A 14,681-nucleotide genomic window follows, 5' to 3' on the forward strand; every position below is an offset into this window, starting at 1 on the left:
AGCCACTCAGTCGCAGCGGCCACCGAAGTCACCCGGTCACGGTGAAGCTCTCTCCCACCGGTCCCGCCGCGCGAGCGGACCCCGTCGCGTCGAGCAGTCGCTCCGCCTCCGCCAGCTCCGCGGCCATCCTCCGCTCACGGAACGCGGCCGTCGCCTTCCTCAACTGGTCGCGGGACCACTCCCGGTCCGCCGCCGCATCGCTCCCCGTGAGCAGCCGCGCCAGGTCCAGCCGGATCAGCGCCGCCCCACCGTGGTCCATGATCTGCTCGCGCACCGTCAGCGCCTGCGTGTAGAAACCCCGCGCCGCCTCATCACGCCCCAACTCCGCGTTGGCGTGGCCGAGATCGCGCAGCAGGTGTCCCTCCCCGATGACGTCGCCGTGGTCCCGGCACAGCTCCAGCACCTCGGTGTAGGTCCGCACCGCGTCCTCGTGGCGGCCCTGCCCCTGTTGCAGCTGCCCGGCGCGGCGCAGGGTCCGCGCCTCCCCGCCCGTGTAGCCCACGGACCGGTAGATGCCGAGGGCCTCGTCGAGGCGGGCCTGCGCCCCCGCGGTCTGTCCGCGCCGCATCCAGATGTGCGCGCTCTGCGTGAGCACGATGGCCCGGCCCACGACGTCACCGGCCTGGTCGAAGTCCCTCAGTGCCCGGTCGTACAGGGTCAACGCCCGGTCGTCGTCCCCGCGCATCCGTGCCAGCAGGGCGAGGTCGCGGTGGCACAGGGCGAGGCCCTGACGATCGCCGAGCACCTGGAAGAGGTCCAGCGCGGACGTCAGCGCGCCTTGCGACTCCTCGTGCTGGCTGCGGCCGAGGTGCAGAACTCCCAGGGAGCTCAGCAGGGCCGCCGTGCCGCGGGTGTTGCCGGCCGCGCGGGCGCAGTCCAGCGCCAGTTGGTGCGTACGCTGCCAGTCGTCGAAGTACCCCTTGCCCTCGAACAGGGTGGCCAGCGTGGCGGCCAGATCCCAGCACAGCTCGTCCATCCCGGCGGCCGCCGCCTGTTCGACGGCCTGGACGAGAGCGGCGTGCTCGCTGTCCAGCCACTCCAGCGGGTTGACGAGCAGGTCGTCGACACAGTTCTCCGGTGGCACCCAGCGGGTCGCCGTGCCGTGCAGGACGGTGAAGTCACCGCCGTAGATGCGGCGGTGCGCCTGCTCGGCCAGGGAGAGCCAGCCGCCCATCATCCGCTCCAGGGCCGCCGCCTGCACGGCCGGTTCGTCGTGCAGGACGAGCTGCTCCCGCGCGAACACCCGGATGATCTCGTGGAAGCGGTAGCGGAACCCGCCGGTGGACTCGACTCCCACCACGTCCAGCATCTGTACGTCGACGAGGGGTTCGAGCAGGTCCGAGGGGTAGGCGCGGTGATCGTCCAGGAGGGCACCCGCCAGCCAGCCCGGCAGCGTCGCGGCCTGCGCGAGGCTCAGCAGCCGCATCAGTCTGCGGTCCTCGGGTGCGAGGCCGTCATGGGTGAGGGAGAGACTGGCCCGCATGGTCATCTCGCCGTGCGTCAGCTCGTCGAGCCGGTGCCGTTCGTTCGCCAGCCGCTGCACCATCGACGCCAGGCTCCAGTGCGGGCGGGCGGCCAGCCGGGCCGCCACGATCCGCAGCGCGAGCGGCAGCCCTCCGACGGTACGGATCAGCATCTCGGCCGCCGGCTTCTCCCGGCCCACCCGGTCCGCGCCGATCACCCGGGCGAGCAGTTCCAGCGCCCGCTCGGTGTCCATCACGTCCAGTTCGACCCGTTCGGCCCCGGGCAGGCCGGTGAGCCGCAGGCGGCTGGTCACCAGGACCGCGCAGTGGCTGCTGCCGGGCAGCAACGGCCGCACCTGGCTCTCGGACACGGCGTCGTCGAGCACGACCAGCACCCGGCGCGAGGCCAGCAGCGTGCGGTACATCTCGGCACGTTCGTCCTGGGACTCGGGAATGACCGGCCCCGGTATGCCCAGCGCCCGCAGGAAGCGCCCGAGGACCTCGTTGGCCGCGGCGGGCGCACCGGTGGTACCACGCAGGTCGCAGTACAACTGCCCGTCCGGATAAGCGTGCTGGGCCAGCAGGTGGGCGACGTGCGTGGCGAGGGTGGACTTGCCGGTGCCCGGCTTGCCGACGATGACGGCCAGCCCGACGGAGCGGCGCAGCCCGTCGCCGAGCAGGGTGGCCTGGAGTCCGGCGATCTGTCCCTCGTCGCCGACGAAGTCGGAGGTGTCGGCGGGGAGTTGCCGCGGGATCTCGTCACCGGGGTGTGCGGGGAAGGAGGGGGCGGGACGGCCCGTCGAGGCGTCGGTGGAGTCGGCTGCGGCGCGGGGTGCGTCGGCGGGGAAGTGGGGTGCGGCGGAGCTTCCGGGCAGGCCGGGCGGGGTGACGGGGTCGGGTGCCCCGGCTGTCCCGGCCCCTGGGGCGCCGGGCCGCCGAACCGCAGGCGAGAGCGTGCCGGGCACCACCCCGGAGGCCGCCGCGGTCACGCCGGTCGCCTCCCGTTGACCGGGCATGGCGGGAAGGACCGGGCCGCGCTCCGCCGGTCCACGGACGTCGGGGAGGGTGTCACCCGCCGCGGCGGAGACAAGTGTGCCGGCACCGCCCGGCACGGGGGCGGTGCCGGCCGGGTCGCCTCCGGCCCCCGCTCTCGTCCCGGTCCGGTGCGAGGAGGGCGCCGCACCCGCGCTCATGGCCGAGCCGCCTCCGGCCGGCCCTCCGCCCGACGTCCCGCCGGCGGCCGGAGCGTTGTCGGCAAACGGCGTACGGCTGCCGTGCGGATCCTGGTCGGCGCGTGCGGCGGTACCGGCGGGCGCCGGCGGGACCTCGCCCGCCAGGATGGCCGCCTCCAGACCGCGCAACTCGCTGCCCGGCTCCAGTCCCAGTTCCTCGACGAGGAGTTCGCGCCCGGCGCGGTAGGTCTCCAGCGCCTCGGCCTGTCGCCCGGAGCGGTACAGGGCGAGCATCAGCTGACCGCGCAACCGCTCGCGCAGCGGGTGGACGTGCACCAGCGTGCGTATCTCGGCGACCAGATGATGGTGGCGGCCGAGATCGAGTTCCAGGTCGATACGGGTCTCCGCGGCGGTCATCCGCTCCTCGTCCAGCTGGAGCGCCTTGCTGCGCAGCGTGTCGCTCGGCACGCCGTTGAGGCAGTGGCCCTGCCACAACGCGTCGGCGGCGCGCAGCAGGTCGGCGGCGGTGTGCGGATCGCCCTGCCGTGCCGCGGTGCGTGCGTCGGCGACCTGCCGTGCGAAGAGCAGGGCGTCGACCGACTCGCCCCCGGTTCTGAGGACGTAACCGGGCGGGCGGGTGGTGATGGCCGCGGCGATCTCGGCCTTGGTGAGGAGCTTGCGCAGGCGTGACACGCAGATCTGCACCTGGGTGCGGGCGGTGTCCGGCGGCTCGTCGTCCCAGATCAGGTCGACGAGATAGTCGGTGCTGACGACGCGGTCCGCCTCCAGCAGCAGAGCCGCCAGGATGATCTCCTGCCGTCCGGGCGGAACCCGCACGGGCCCGCCCGCGCCGACGACCGTCAACGGGCCGAGGATGCAGAAGGCCACCGGTTCGGGGGCGCTCGGAGCCCCGCCGGGCGAAACGGTCATGAGTCTCCCAGCAGGAGCCGCACCTGGACAGATGGTGGAGCGGGCACAGTCTTGCTGAAACGTTCAGGCGTTGTCCATGGTGTGGAGATTTCATGACGATGAACCGTCGTTGGCCGGATTTGATCGCCCGGTCGACCCGGGCGTCGATCGCGTCGCCGCAGGCCGCAGCGGCGCCGAAGCGGAATCCGGCTCTCACCGGCGCGACTCTTCCGGGGCGCGATCGCGCGTGATAGGGGAGCGATAGCAGCAGGATGCGGGTGTCCCCGAGGCTGAGGGCACGGCACCGCCCCTCACCGATCTCACGCGGAGCAGCCGAACGAAAGGACCCCGTCATGAGCATCCCGCCGCCCCGCCGCCCCGGCACCAGCCGCGTCATCACCGACTCGGGGGTCGACCACGTCCGGCTCGCGTACGACTACCTCGACGCCGGGGACATCGACGGCTACGGCTCGCTCCTGGACACCGGCACCCTCGGGGCCGAACTGGAGCGGCCGCGGCCTCCGGGCGCCCGGCACCTGATCACCCGCATCGTGGCCGACGGGAACTGCGTGGTCGCGATGGGCCGGCTCGCCCCCCAGCAGCGGGAGTTCGTGGACGTCTTCACCCTGTCGGCGCAGGGCATGCTGCGCACGTGTCACCGCTACTACGCGGCGACGGACAGGTGAGACGTGTGCACGACCGTGCGCCGGCTGCCCCGTCCCCCCGCATCGACCTCTACCCGACGCGGTCGAGGAAGCGCAGCACCCGCCCCGTGACCTGCTCGGTGGCCTGCTCGTCGTAGGAGGGGAGACTGCTGTCGGTGAACAGGTGCCGGTCGCCGGGGTAGAGGAACAGCTCGGCGTCCACCGCCGTCTTCGCGAGCGCCCGGGCCGCGTCCAGATCCCCCTCGGCGGCGAAGAACGGATCGGCGTCCATGCCGTGTACCTGGACCGGGACGTCGTCGGGCCAGGCGTCGCCGAACTCGGTGACCGGCACACATGCCTCCAGCAGCAGGGCGCCCCTCGCCCCGGGGCGGGTCTGGGCCAGCTTCTGCGCCGGCAGGACGCCGAGCGAGAAGCCGACATGGACGAGCTCGGCCGGCAGGCCCTCGGCGGCGGCGGTCCCCCGCGCGACGACGGCACCGTAGCCGATGTCCGCGACGTAGCCCATGCCCTGCTCGAGGCTGTCGAACGTGCGCCCCTCGAACAGGTCCGGCACATGGACGGTGTGCCCGGCCCGACGCAGCCGCTCGGCGAACTGCCGGACGCCGGCCGTCAGCCCGTGTCCGTGGTGGAAGACCAGCACCCCGGTCATGTCGCTCCCCTCCGGCGGCGGCGTCTGGCCGGCCCCGCCCGGTACGAGTATGACCCGGGGCCTCCCGCGAGCCGCCGTCCGCCCCGAGGGGACTGGACCTGCCCGTGCACGGCATGCCCGCGGGGCCTCGGCCGCCTGCACCCGACTGGCCCGCCGGTGCTGGCGGGACACCCGTGGTCGGGCGAAGGTGGGCGGGTGGCCGCGGTCCGCCCGGCCACCCCCCTGTGACCGCCGGAACGAGGAGCCCTGTCATGTCGGAACGCAACACCGTCATCCGCAGCCTGCACGATCTCGGCCTGGCGGCCTGGTTCGGAGGCTCGTTGATGGGGGCGGTCGGCCTCAACGGAGCGGCCCGGGAGGAAGGCGGCACCGAGGCGGCCCGCGACCGGATCTCCTCCGCCGGGTGGGCGAAGTGGACGCCGGCCAACGCCGCCGCGATCGGAGCGCACCTGTTCGGCGGTGGCGGACTGCTCGCCGCCAATGCGAGCCGGGTGGCCACCCAGCAGGGTGTGACCGCCTCGACGGCAGCCAAGACGGTGGTCACCGCCGCGGCCCTGGCCGCGACCGCCTACGCCCGGGTCATGGGCAAGAAGGTCGAGCTGGCGTCCTCCTCGGACCCCGGCGACGTCGAGAAGGCCGGGAAGCACCCGGTCGACCTCGACAAGGCGCGCCGCCACCTGGCCTGCGCGCAGTGGGCCGTCCCGGCCCTGACCGGGTGCCTGGTGGTGCTCAATGCCCTGCACGGCGAGCAGCAGCGTCCGGCCGCGCTGATCCCCGGCATGTGGGAGCGGGCGCGCACCGCGGCGCACCTCGCGTGGTAGACGCGGCCCGGCGTCCTGAAGGCCCGGCGTAGTCCGCTGACCTCCGTCCCTCAGGCCCGGGCCGGGGTCTCGGTCTGCTTCACCAGGACGGCACGGGTGTAGAGCAGGTGGAACCCCTGACGCTGCACGTTCTGCTGTGACTTCGAGCCGGGCTGGGTCGTGACGACGGCGAGGTCGCAGCCCGCTGCGGCGGCATCCGCGAGCCGGGCCGCCAGCAGCGCGGTCTGGACACCCCGGCGCCGGTGGGACGGTGCGGTGGCCGCACCCGTCAACTGGGCGATCCCGTCGGTCATACGGACGCTTGCCCCGCCCACCACCGTGCCCTCGCTCACCGCGCTGTACCGCCTCATTCCGGCCGCACTCACGAGGTCACGCACCGCTGCGGCGATCACCTCGCGCGGGAACTCCTCATGCGAGGCGACTCCTTGTGTGTCCGGGTGCGCGAAACCGTCCGCGACGACGTCGAGCCACTGCTCGAACTCCTCGTCGCCGCTGGTTCTGACAGCGATTCCCTCGGGCGCGAACCGAGGGTGCCCGGCGGACAGGGAGAACCCGAGGACGTTCTCGAAGGACGTGAGCCGGTAGCCGCGTTCCGTCAATCTGCTGCCGATGTCCGGGTCGCCGAGGTGCGCCAGCTCCACCTGCACGGGCGCCCCTCGCTCGGCGAAAGCACGCTCGACGTCGTCGAGCAGACCGTCGTCCGGCACGCCGTCGAACCCCAGCCCGGCGACCTTGTTGAGCGGAGAATCGTCTTCGGCGAAAGACGCCACGCCTCCCATGACCGGCTTCAGGAACCCCGTCCCCTCCCCCCGACGACGATGTGCGGCCGCGCTTCCGCTCGAGATGAGTTCCACTTCGGCCCGCTCGATGCGCGCGGCGAGGTCGACGTCACAAAAGAGGGGCTGTCCAGTCATATCCACCGCGGAAGAGTACCTGCGACACGGACAGGAGCCCACCGGATTTTCGGTGTCAGGAGAGCCGGCGACCCAGCCCCGCCTCATGCGACTCCGCAGCAGACGCGCCCTGTCCGCTCGTGCTCTCGCGCACCAGCAACCTGTGCGCCGCCGTGACCTCCCGCGGAAGCGGGCGGCTTCCCGTGGGCCGGGAGCCGTAGATCTGTTGCTCCAGCATCTCGACGGCGACCCGGGCGAGTTGTTCCTTGTCCGGGGAGACGGTGGTCAGCGTCGGCGTGCTGTAGCGGCCGTCCTCGATGTCGTCGAAGCCCGCGACCGCCACGTCCTGCGGGATGCGCAGACCCCGGGCGAGGGCGGTGCGCTGGGCGCCGAGCGCGAGGAGGTCGTTGAAGCAGAAGACCGCCTGCGGCGGTTCCCCCAGGGCCAGGAGCCGCTCCATGACCTGCGCGCCGTCCCGGCGGTGGTAGGAGTCGGTCGGCGGGGCGAGCGCTTCGTCGTAGGGGATTCCGGCTGACGCCAGTGCCTCCTTGTAACCGGCCAGACGCAGATGGGCCGTGTTCGCGTTGAGGCTGGTCTGCCGCCCGATCGCGGCGATGCGGGTGCGGCCGAGCGACAGCAGGTGCTCGGTGACCTCCCGCGCCGCGCGCTGGTTGTCGATGGCGACGTGGTGGGTCGGGCCCTCGAAGATGCGCTCGCCGAGCAGGACCAGCGCGGTGGAGTCGTCGCGGTCGGCCAGCTCGTCCCGCCCCACCGTGATGGGGCTGAAGATCAGGCCGTCGATGCGCTGCTCGCGGATCCCTCCGAGGACCTGCCGTTCGCGCTCCGGCCGGCCGTCCGTCTGCTCGATGATCACGGTCCAGCCCCGTTCGGTCGCCGCGTCGATGACGAAGCGGGTCAGTTCCGCGAAGTACGGGGCATCGAGTTCGGGCAGTGCGAGGGCGACCACGCCGGTGCGTCCCTGGCGCAGGTTGCGGGCCGACAGGTTCGGGCGGTAGTCCAGTTCCGCCAGGGCGCGTTCGACCTTCTCCCGGGTCGGCGGGGCGACGTAGGTGTAGCCGTTCACCACGTTCGACACGGTCTTCACCGAGACTCCGGCCAGGGCTGCGACGTCCTTGAGACTGGCTGCCACCAGATCACCTCCACTGCGCCTCTCGGGGCGCTCTCACTCACGCGGCGAGCACCACCCTGGCACAGGGGTTGATCGCTCCGGGCACCGTGCGCCCCGCCTCGCGTCGCGGCCACGATTCGAGCAACTGACGTCCAACCACTTTACGACGCTGTTTCAACGATGTAATCGTACTCCCACAAGCGGCGCACCGGTGGCGTGTGTGCGTCGCGGTCGCCTCGTTCCGCCCTCCCACGGCGGGGGAACGGACGGCGGCCGTGTCCGGCTTCCCTTCGTCACACCCCAGGAGTTCTCCCGCATGGTCACAGCCCGACTCACCCTGGACCCGGCCTTCGAGGTCGGCACCGTCGACCGCCGGCTGTTCGGCTCCTTCGTGGAGCACATGGGCCGGTGCGTCCACACCGGTGTCTTCGAGCCCGGGCATCCGGCCGCGGACGAGGACGGGTTCCGCACCGACGTGCTGGACCTCGTGCGGGAGCTCGGGGTCACGACCGTGCGCTACCCGGGCGGCAACTTCGTCTCCAACTACCGCTGGGAGGACGGGGTCGGGCCGGTGTCCGAGCGGCCCCGGCGGCTGGACCTGGCGTGGCGGAGCCTGGAGAGCAACGCCTTCGGCCTCAACGAGTTCATGGCGTGGGCCGGCAAGGCCGGTGTCGAGCCGATGATGGCCCTCAACCTCGGCACCCGCGGCGTCGCGGAGGCGCTCGACCTGCTGGAGTACACCAACTACCCGCAGGGAACCGCCCTGTCGGAGCTGCGCCGTTCCCACGGCGTGGACCGGCCGCACGACGTGCGCATGTGGTGTCTCGGCAACGAGCTCGACGGCCCCTGGCAGATGGGCCACAAGACCGCGCACGAGTACGGGCGTCTGGCGGCGGAGACCGCCCGCGCCATGAAGCGGTTCGACCCGGATCTGCACCTGGTCGCCTGCGGCAGCTCCAACGCCCACATCGACACCTTCGCCGCGTGGGAGGCGACAGTGCTGGAGCACACCTACGAGTTCGTCGACTACATCTCGCTGCACGCCTACTACCAGCCCGACAACGGTGACGTCGACTCCTTCCTGGCGAGCGGCGAGGAGATGGACCGCATGATCACCGCGATCACCGCGACCGCCGACCACGTCGGCGCGCGGGTGCGCAGCGGCAAGAAGATCAAACTGTCCTTCGACGAGTGGAACGTCTGGTACCAGCACCGCTTCGGCGGCGAGGCCTCCCTGCCCTGGCGTGAGGCGCCCGAACTGATCGAGGACGTCTACGACGTGACCGACGCCGTCGTCGTGGGCAGCCTGCTGATCACCCTGCTCCGGCACGCCGACCGCGTGGGGGCGGCCTGCCAGGCCCAGCTCGCCAACGTCATCGCGCCCATCATGACCAGGCCCGACGGTCCCGCGTGGCGCCAGACGATCTTCCACCCGTTCGCCCGCACGGCCCGCCACGCCCGCGGGACGGTGCTGCGTGTGGAACCGGACTCCCCGCTCGTGGACACGGCCAAGTACGGGCCCGTTCCCGCCCTGTGGGCGACCGCCACCCACGACGAGGAGAGCGGCGAGGTCGTGCTGTTCGCGGTGAACCGCAGCGCCCGGGAGGAACTGGCGCTCTCCGTCGATCTCGGTGCCTTCCCCCGCCACCGCGTCGCGGAGCACGTCGTCCTGCACGACACCGACCGCACGGCGGCCAACACCGAGTCCGCCCCCGACCGGGTGCGGCCGCGGGAGGTCAGCGGCACCAAGGTCGACGACCACGTCCTGAGTGCGGATCTCCCCCCGGTGAGCTGGAGCATGATCCGCCTCTCCGCGGCCTGAGCCCTCCTCGGGCAGCACCGCCCTCACGACACCGCATCCCACCTCAGGAGCAGAGAATGACGCGCAGCACCACCTCACCTTCGTCCCCCGTCCACCGCAGAGCGTTCCTCGGCGCGGCGGCCGGTGTCACCGCGGCCGGTGTCCTCACGGCGTGCGGCGGCGGCACGAAGGTGGGCGCAGGACAGGGCGGCACCGACGACGCCCCCACCTTCAACGGCGACGAGTACAAGGGCCCGAAGGTCACCCTCGAGTACTGGAACGGCTTCACCGGCGGCGACGGCCCGCACATGCAGACCATGCTGGCCTCGTTCAACAAGAAGTACGAGGGCCGCATCACCGTCAAGAACACCACCCGGCGCTGGGAGGACCTCTACCCGGCGATGCCCACCGCCATCAGCGCGGGCAAGGGGCCGGACATCGCCGTGATCCACAACGACCAGATCGCCACCTTCGCGGTGCGCGGCACGCTCATGCCGTTGGACGACGTGGTCTCCGCCCTGAAGCTGAGCGAGTCCGACTTCATCCCCGCGGTGTGGCAGGCCGGCCTCTACGACGGCAAGCGCTACAGCGTTCCCCTCGACGTGCACTGCCTGGCCGACTACTGGAACGTGCGGCACCTGACCCGCGCCGGGCTGGACAAGGCGCCGGTCGACCGCGCCGGGTACGAGGACGCGCTCGCGGAACTGAAGTCCGCCGGCGTCGCCCAGCCCTTCTGGATGCCCAACAAGTGGCCGGCACACCTGATGTTCATGAGCCTGCTGTGGCAGTTCGGCGGCGAGCTGTACAACGCGGAGGGCACCGAGGCCCTGTGGGGTTCGGACGCCGGCGAGGAGGCGCTTGCCTGGATGACCGAGCAGATCCGCAAGGGCTACAGCCCCGCCCGGGTGGCGCAGGACTCCCAGTACAACGCCTTCAAGAACGACAAGGTCAGCTTCACCTGGGACGGCATCTGGCAGATCAACGACCTCAAGTCGACCGCGGGGAAGGTCAAGTGGGACATGTCCCCCCTGCCCACGATCGGACCGACGCCCGCCGTCTGGACGGCGAGCCACAACTTCGTCCTGACGTCCCAGGCCGGACGCGACAAGAACAAGGTGCAGGCAGCGAAGTTCTTCATCGACTACATGAGCGAGCGCTCCACGGAGTGGGCCAAGGCCGGCATGATCCCCGCCCGCAACAGCGTGCGCGCCACCCCCGAGGTGTCCCGCCTGCCGCAGACCCCGCTCGCCCGGGACGTCGACGTCTTCCGTTTCCTGCCGGCCCTGCCCGGCCTGGGCGACGTGCAGAGCAAGGCGCTCGAACTCGCCGTCCAGAAGGCCGTCCTGGGCCAGCAGTCGCCGGGGGACGCCTTGGCCGACGGCGTGCGGACCGCCAACAAGATCCTGGCCGACAACAAGCAGAAGTACGCGAAGTGAGGCGGAACCGGTGCGACGGCTGACGACCCCGTCCGCCACGGAGGACCCGCGAGCGCGGGAGGCGGACCCCACCGCGGAGGCGGACCCCACCGCGGTCCGGGCGGTCCCACGCTCCTACCAGTGGTGGACGCCCTATGTGTTCATGGCACCGTACCTGGTGCTGTTCCTCACCTTCGTGGTGATCCCCATCGGCTACGGACTGTGGATCAGCCTGCACCAATGGGACATCAACCTGCCGGCCAAGCCCTTCGTGGGACTGGCCAACTACCGGGAGTTGTTCGATCCCGGCAGCGTGGACGCGCCGCGTTTCTGGCAGGCCATGCGCGCCACGGGCATCTTCACCCTGCTCTCGGCGCCGCTTTTGCTGATCGTGCCGCTGTTCACCGCCCTGCTGATGAACGGCAGATTCCGCGGCCGCAACCTGTACCGGGCCGTCTACTTCGCCCCGTACGTCCTCGGCGTCGCCGTCGTCGGCCTGCTGTGGCGGTTCCTGCTCGACGGCAACATCGGTCTGGTCAACCACTACCTGGGGCTGATCGGCCTGCCCGACGACATCCAGTGGACCACCGACACCCCGGCCGCCTGGTGGGCCCTGGTCCTGGTCACCGTGTGGTGGACGCTCGGGTTCAACTCCGTCATCTACCTCGCCGGCCTGCAGGACATCCCGGCGGAACTGTACGAGTCCGCCAAGGTCGACGGGGCGAACGCCTGGCAGCGCTTCCGGCACGTCACGCTCCCGGGCCTGCGGCCGGTGGCGCTGTTCGTCGTCAACTCCACGCTGCTGGCCTCGGCCAACATGTTCGGCCAGTCGTACATCATCACCGGTGGGGCTCCCGCCGACGAGACCAAGACCGCCATCTTCCTCATCGCGGAGACGGGTCTGCGGCGCTTCGAGATGGGCTCGGCGTCCGCCATGAGCTTCATCCTGGCGCTCGCCCTGATGGCAGCCAGCGCGGTGGTGTTCCGTGTCTTCCGCGAGCGTCAGGAGGAACGATGACCCCTACGGAGACCGAGCAGTGGCGGACGGACCGGCACCCCGTCACCTCCGGGCGGAGCCCGTCGGGAAGGCCGCCTGCCGCCGCCGCCCGGCGCCTGCGCCGGGCGCTGCTCCACCTCGTCCTGGCCGTCGTGGCTGCGCTGTATCTCAGCCCGCTCGCCTACATGGCGGTCACCTCCTTCAAGACCGGGGAGGCCGCCGGGTCCACGGACCCGCAGTGGTTGCCCTCCCCCGCCACCGTGCAGGCCTACCGGGAGATCCTCACCGCCACGGACAGTCCGGTCCTGCGGTGGCTCGCCAACAGCGTCCTCGCCGCCGCCGCGCACGCCGCGCTGGTCCTGGTCACGGCGACGCCCGCGGCCTACGCCCTGGCACGCATGCGGTTCAGGGGCAGGAGGGTCTTCTTCACCTCGATCGTCGCGACGCTGTTCGTGCCGCCCATGGTCCTGCTCATCCCGAACTTCCTGATCGTCAACGAGCTGGCCTGGGTGGACAGTCTGCCCGCCGTGATCGTGCCGGGCGCGGCCAGTGCGTTCGGCGTGTTCTTCCTGCGCCAGTTCTTCCTCACCGTTCCGGCCGAGCTCGAAGAGGCTGCCGAACTGGACGGCTGCAACCGGTGGCAGATCTTCGTCAAGGTCGTCCTGCCCCTGTCCAAACCGGCGTTGACCACGCTCGGCATGCTGTCGTTCCTCGCCAACTGGAACGACTTCCTGTGGCCGCTGTACGTGCTCCTCAGCCCCGAGTCCCTCACCTTGCCGGCGGGCCTGGCCAACTTCCAGAACGCCAACAGCATCCACTACGACCTGCTGATGGCCGGGGCGGTGATCGCCAGCGTGCCCGTCCTGCTGCTGTACATCGTGGCGCAGCGCTGGGTCATCGAGGGTGTCTCCCGATCGGGCCTCAAGGGCTGAGCGCCGGGAACCTGCACCTGTCACCCAACTTCCTTTCCACCATGGCTCGTTGCCGCCGTTGACCACCCCGTCCCCTCGTGCGATCTTCGGACCGCCCCCGCGGTCGCGGGTGGTCACTCGACGGGAGGCGGACACGGTGGCGACCAGCAGGAGAAGCATCAGGCACCGGCATGCCGCGGCCGCGGTGGCGTTACTGGCCTCGGGCCTGGTGACGGCCGTCGCCGGGCCGGCCGCGGCAGCGCCTGCCGCGCCGCCGGCACACGCGCCGGTGGCCGTGGCATCCGGCACGCTGGGCGACCCGACCCCCGAGGAGCAGGAGAAGCTGCGGGCCGTGGCCGGTGCGATCTGGAGCCCGGAGCTCGCGGCCGGCTGGAACATGAACGCCGAGGTGGCGGACATCCTGTCCACCGCCACCGGCGAGATCCTCCAGTGCAGCGAGGCGTTCGCCCTCGTCCCGCGCCCGCCCGGCTTCGTCCCGGGGCTCGGCTATCTGGTCGGCTATTGGCAGAACCTGCGCGACTACTTCCGCGCGGTGTACGCCAACCGTACGTACCGGGCCTGCGTGGTCACCGCTGCCGCCTCCTACCGCTCCCCCGTCGAGATCGCCTCCATGGGCATCTGAGGACGGGGCGCCGCCGGGTCAGTCCTGCGCCTCGTCGTCCAGGGCCCCGTCGTCGAGGCGCGCCAGGCCCTGTTCCCAGCGTCGCCGGCGCTCGTCCGGGGTCTGGTCCCACCAGGGAGTGCCGCGTTCACCGAGCGCGATCTTCGCCTGGTCGACGCGTGCGCGCGCCGCCCGCTCGGCGTTCGCATCCCCGGCGCCCGTAGCCGTGCGCACCGCGCGGCGGGCCGCCATGAGGTGACGGCGAAGCCGTGCGGCGATCTCCTCGGGGACGGCCGGATCCGTGGCCCGCCACTTCCTGCCCTTGATGAGGACGAAGTGCCCGTCCGGGGTGCGCTCCGGTGACTGGTCTGCTTCCACGCGGACGATTGTGCCCGCCGGGCGGGCCGGTGTGCGGTCGGCGCCCGCCCGTTTCGGGCACCCGCCACTGCGGAGGTATCCGCACCCGCGGCGGCGGGGTCGTGGCACAGTGGCGGTATGTGTGGCCGCTATTCCTCCACCCGTGCACCCGAAGACCTGACCCAGCTGTTCGGCGTCACCGACTGGCGTCCCGAGGAGACCTTGGCACCGAGCTGGAACGTCGCGCCGACCGACCCGGTCCACGCGGTGCTCGAGCGTGCCTCGCGGGACGGGAAGGAGGAGGTCCGGCGGGAGCTGCGGGCACTGAAGTGGGGGCTGGTGCCGTCCTGGGCCAAGGACCCGAAGGTGGGAGCCCGGATGATCAACGCCCGGGTCGAAAGCGTGCACGAGAAGCCGGCCTACCGGCGCGCCTTCGCCAAGCGGCGCTGCCTGCTGCCCGCCGACGGCTTCTACGAGTGGGAGCAGGTGAAGGACGAGGCGACGGGCAAGACCCGCAAGCAGCCGTACTTCATCCACCCCGCCGACGGGCAGGTGATGGCCATGGCGGGCCTGTACGAGTACTGGCGCGATCCCGGGGTCCGAGACGACGACGACCCGGACGCCTGGCTTCTGACCTGCACGATCATCACCACCGAGGCCACCGACGCGGCCGGCCGGGTGCACCCCCGCATGCCTCTCGCCCTCGACCCGGAACACTATGACGCCTGGCTCGACCCCGGCCACCAGGACACCGAGGACCTCCGCGCCCTGCTCACTCAGCCCGCGGACGGGAACCTGCGGGCTCGGCCGGTCTCCACGGCGGTGAACAACGTCCGCAACAACGGTGCGCACCTGCTGGACGCGGTCGGCTGACCAG

13 protein-coding genes are annotated in these 14,681 nt (G+C 71.6%); 8 read left to right on the top strand and 5 right to left on the bottom strand.

The annotated features are described in order from the left end of the window. Positions 1 to 28: 28 nt before the first annotated feature. Complete coding sequence (locus ACZ4M5_RS15415) at positions 29 to 3,565, bottom strand: AfsR/SARP family transcriptional regulator (RefSeq protein ID WP_467736880.1); 3,537 nt, start codon at positions 3,563 to 3,565, stop codon at positions 29 to 31. A 332-nt stretch (positions 3,566 to 3,897) separates the two neighbouring features. Between ACZ4M5_RS15415 and ACZ4M5_RS15420 the strand changes: the two genes are divergently transcribed. Then, on the top strand, positions 3,898 to 4,230 hold the full coding sequence (locus ACZ4M5_RS15420; RefSeq protein ID WP_467736882.1) for a nuclear transport factor 2 family protein: 333 nt from the start codon (positions 3,898 to 3,900) through the stop codon (positions 4,228 to 4,230). A 49-nt stretch (positions 4,231 to 4,279) separates the two neighbouring features. Here ACZ4M5_RS15420 and ACZ4M5_RS15425 read toward each other — a convergent pair whose 3' ends face one another. Further along, the gene (locus tag ACZ4M5_RS15425) at positions 4,280 to 4,909 is read right to left on the bottom strand and encodes a dienelactone hydrolase family protein (protein ID WP_467737366.1); all 630 of its coding nucleotides are present in this window, start codon (positions 4,907 to 4,909) and stop codon (positions 4,280 to 4,282) included. A gap of 200 nt (positions 4,910 to 5,109) precedes the next feature. On the opposite strand from ACZ4M5_RS15425, the gene ACZ4M5_RS15430 reads away from it, so the two are divergent. Next, positions 5,110 to 5,679, top strand: coding sequence for a hypothetical protein (locus tag ACZ4M5_RS15430; RefSeq protein ID WP_467736883.1), 570 nt, complete (start codon positions 5,110 to 5,112; stop codon positions 5,677 to 5,679). Between the two features lie 50 nt (positions 5,680 to 5,729). Here ACZ4M5_RS15430 and ACZ4M5_RS15435 read toward each other — a convergent pair whose 3' ends face one another. Both ACZ4M5_RS15435 and ACZ4M5_RS15440 read right to left on the bottom strand, forming a co-directional pair. Beyond that, positions 5,730 to 6,593 carry a GNAT family N-acetyltransferase gene (locus tag ACZ4M5_RS15435; protein WP_467737368.1) on the bottom strand — a complete coding sequence of 288 codons (864 nt, stop codon included), beginning with the start codon at positions 6,591 to 6,593 and terminating at the stop codon, positions 5,730 to 5,732. A gap of 55 nt (positions 6,594 to 6,648) precedes the next feature. Then, on the bottom strand, positions 6,649 to 7,722 hold the full coding sequence (locus ACZ4M5_RS15440) for a LacI family DNA-binding transcriptional regulator (protein WP_467736885.1): 1,074 nt from the start codon (positions 7,720 to 7,722) through the stop codon (positions 6,649 to 6,651). Between the two features lie 295 nt (positions 7,723 to 8,017). On the opposite strand from ACZ4M5_RS15440, the gene arfA reads away from it, so the two are divergent. The 5 genes from arfA to ACZ4M5_RS15465 all read left to right on the top strand — a co-directional run bounded on the left by arfA (position 8,018) and on the right by ACZ4M5_RS15465 (position 13,468). Next, positions 8,018 to 9,523: an arabinosylfuranosidase ArfA gene (gene arfA / locus ACZ4M5_RS15445; RefSeq protein ID WP_467736887.1), complete on the top strand. Its 1,506-nt coding sequence runs from the start codon at positions 8,018 to 8,020 to the stop codon at positions 9,521 to 9,523. 56 nt (positions 9,524 to 9,579) lie between these two features. Next, on the top strand, positions 9,580 to 10,938 hold the full coding sequence (locus tag ACZ4M5_RS15450; protein WP_467736889.1) for an ABC transporter substrate-binding protein: 1,359 nt from the start codon (positions 9,580 to 9,582) through the stop codon (positions 10,936 to 10,938). Between the two features lie 10 nt (positions 10,939 to 10,948). Beyond that, the gene (locus ACZ4M5_RS15455; protein ID WP_467736891.1) at positions 10,949 to 11,935 is read left to right on the top strand and encodes a carbohydrate ABC transporter permease; all 987 of its coding nucleotides are present in this window, start codon (positions 10,949 to 10,951) and stop codon (positions 11,933 to 11,935) included. After that, entirely contained in the window at positions 11,932 to 12,846 is a 915-nt protein-coding gene (locus ACZ4M5_RS15460; protein WP_467736893.1) for a carbohydrate ABC transporter permease, read from the top strand. Before ACZ4M5_RS15455 ends, ACZ4M5_RS15460 begins: the two co-directional genes overlap by 4 nt. 136 nt (positions 12,847 to 12,982) lie before the next feature. Then, positions 12,983 to 13,468, top strand: a complete 486-nt coding sequence (locus ACZ4M5_RS15465) for a hypothetical protein (protein WP_467736895.1) — start codon at positions 12,983 to 12,985, stop codon at positions 13,466 to 13,468. Positions 13,469 to 13,486: 18 nt separating this feature from the next. Here ACZ4M5_RS15465 and ACZ4M5_RS15470 read toward each other — a convergent pair whose 3' ends face one another. Continuing rightward, complete coding sequence (locus ACZ4M5_RS15470; RefSeq protein ID WP_467736897.1) at positions 13,487 to 13,825, bottom strand: hypothetical protein; 339 nt, start codon at positions 13,823 to 13,825, stop codon at positions 13,487 to 13,489. A gap of 117 nt (positions 13,826 to 13,942) precedes the next feature. Between ACZ4M5_RS15470 and ACZ4M5_RS15475 the strand changes: the two genes are divergently transcribed. Further along, a complete protein-coding gene (locus ACZ4M5_RS15475; protein WP_467736899.1) occupies positions 13,943 to 14,677 on the top strand; it encodes an SOS response-associated peptidase in 735 nt (244 codons plus the stop codon). The last annotated feature ends 4 nt before the right edge of the window (positions 14,678 to 14,681 follow it).

It is taken from the genome of Streptomyces sp. NPDC026246, from assembly GCF_055567995.1.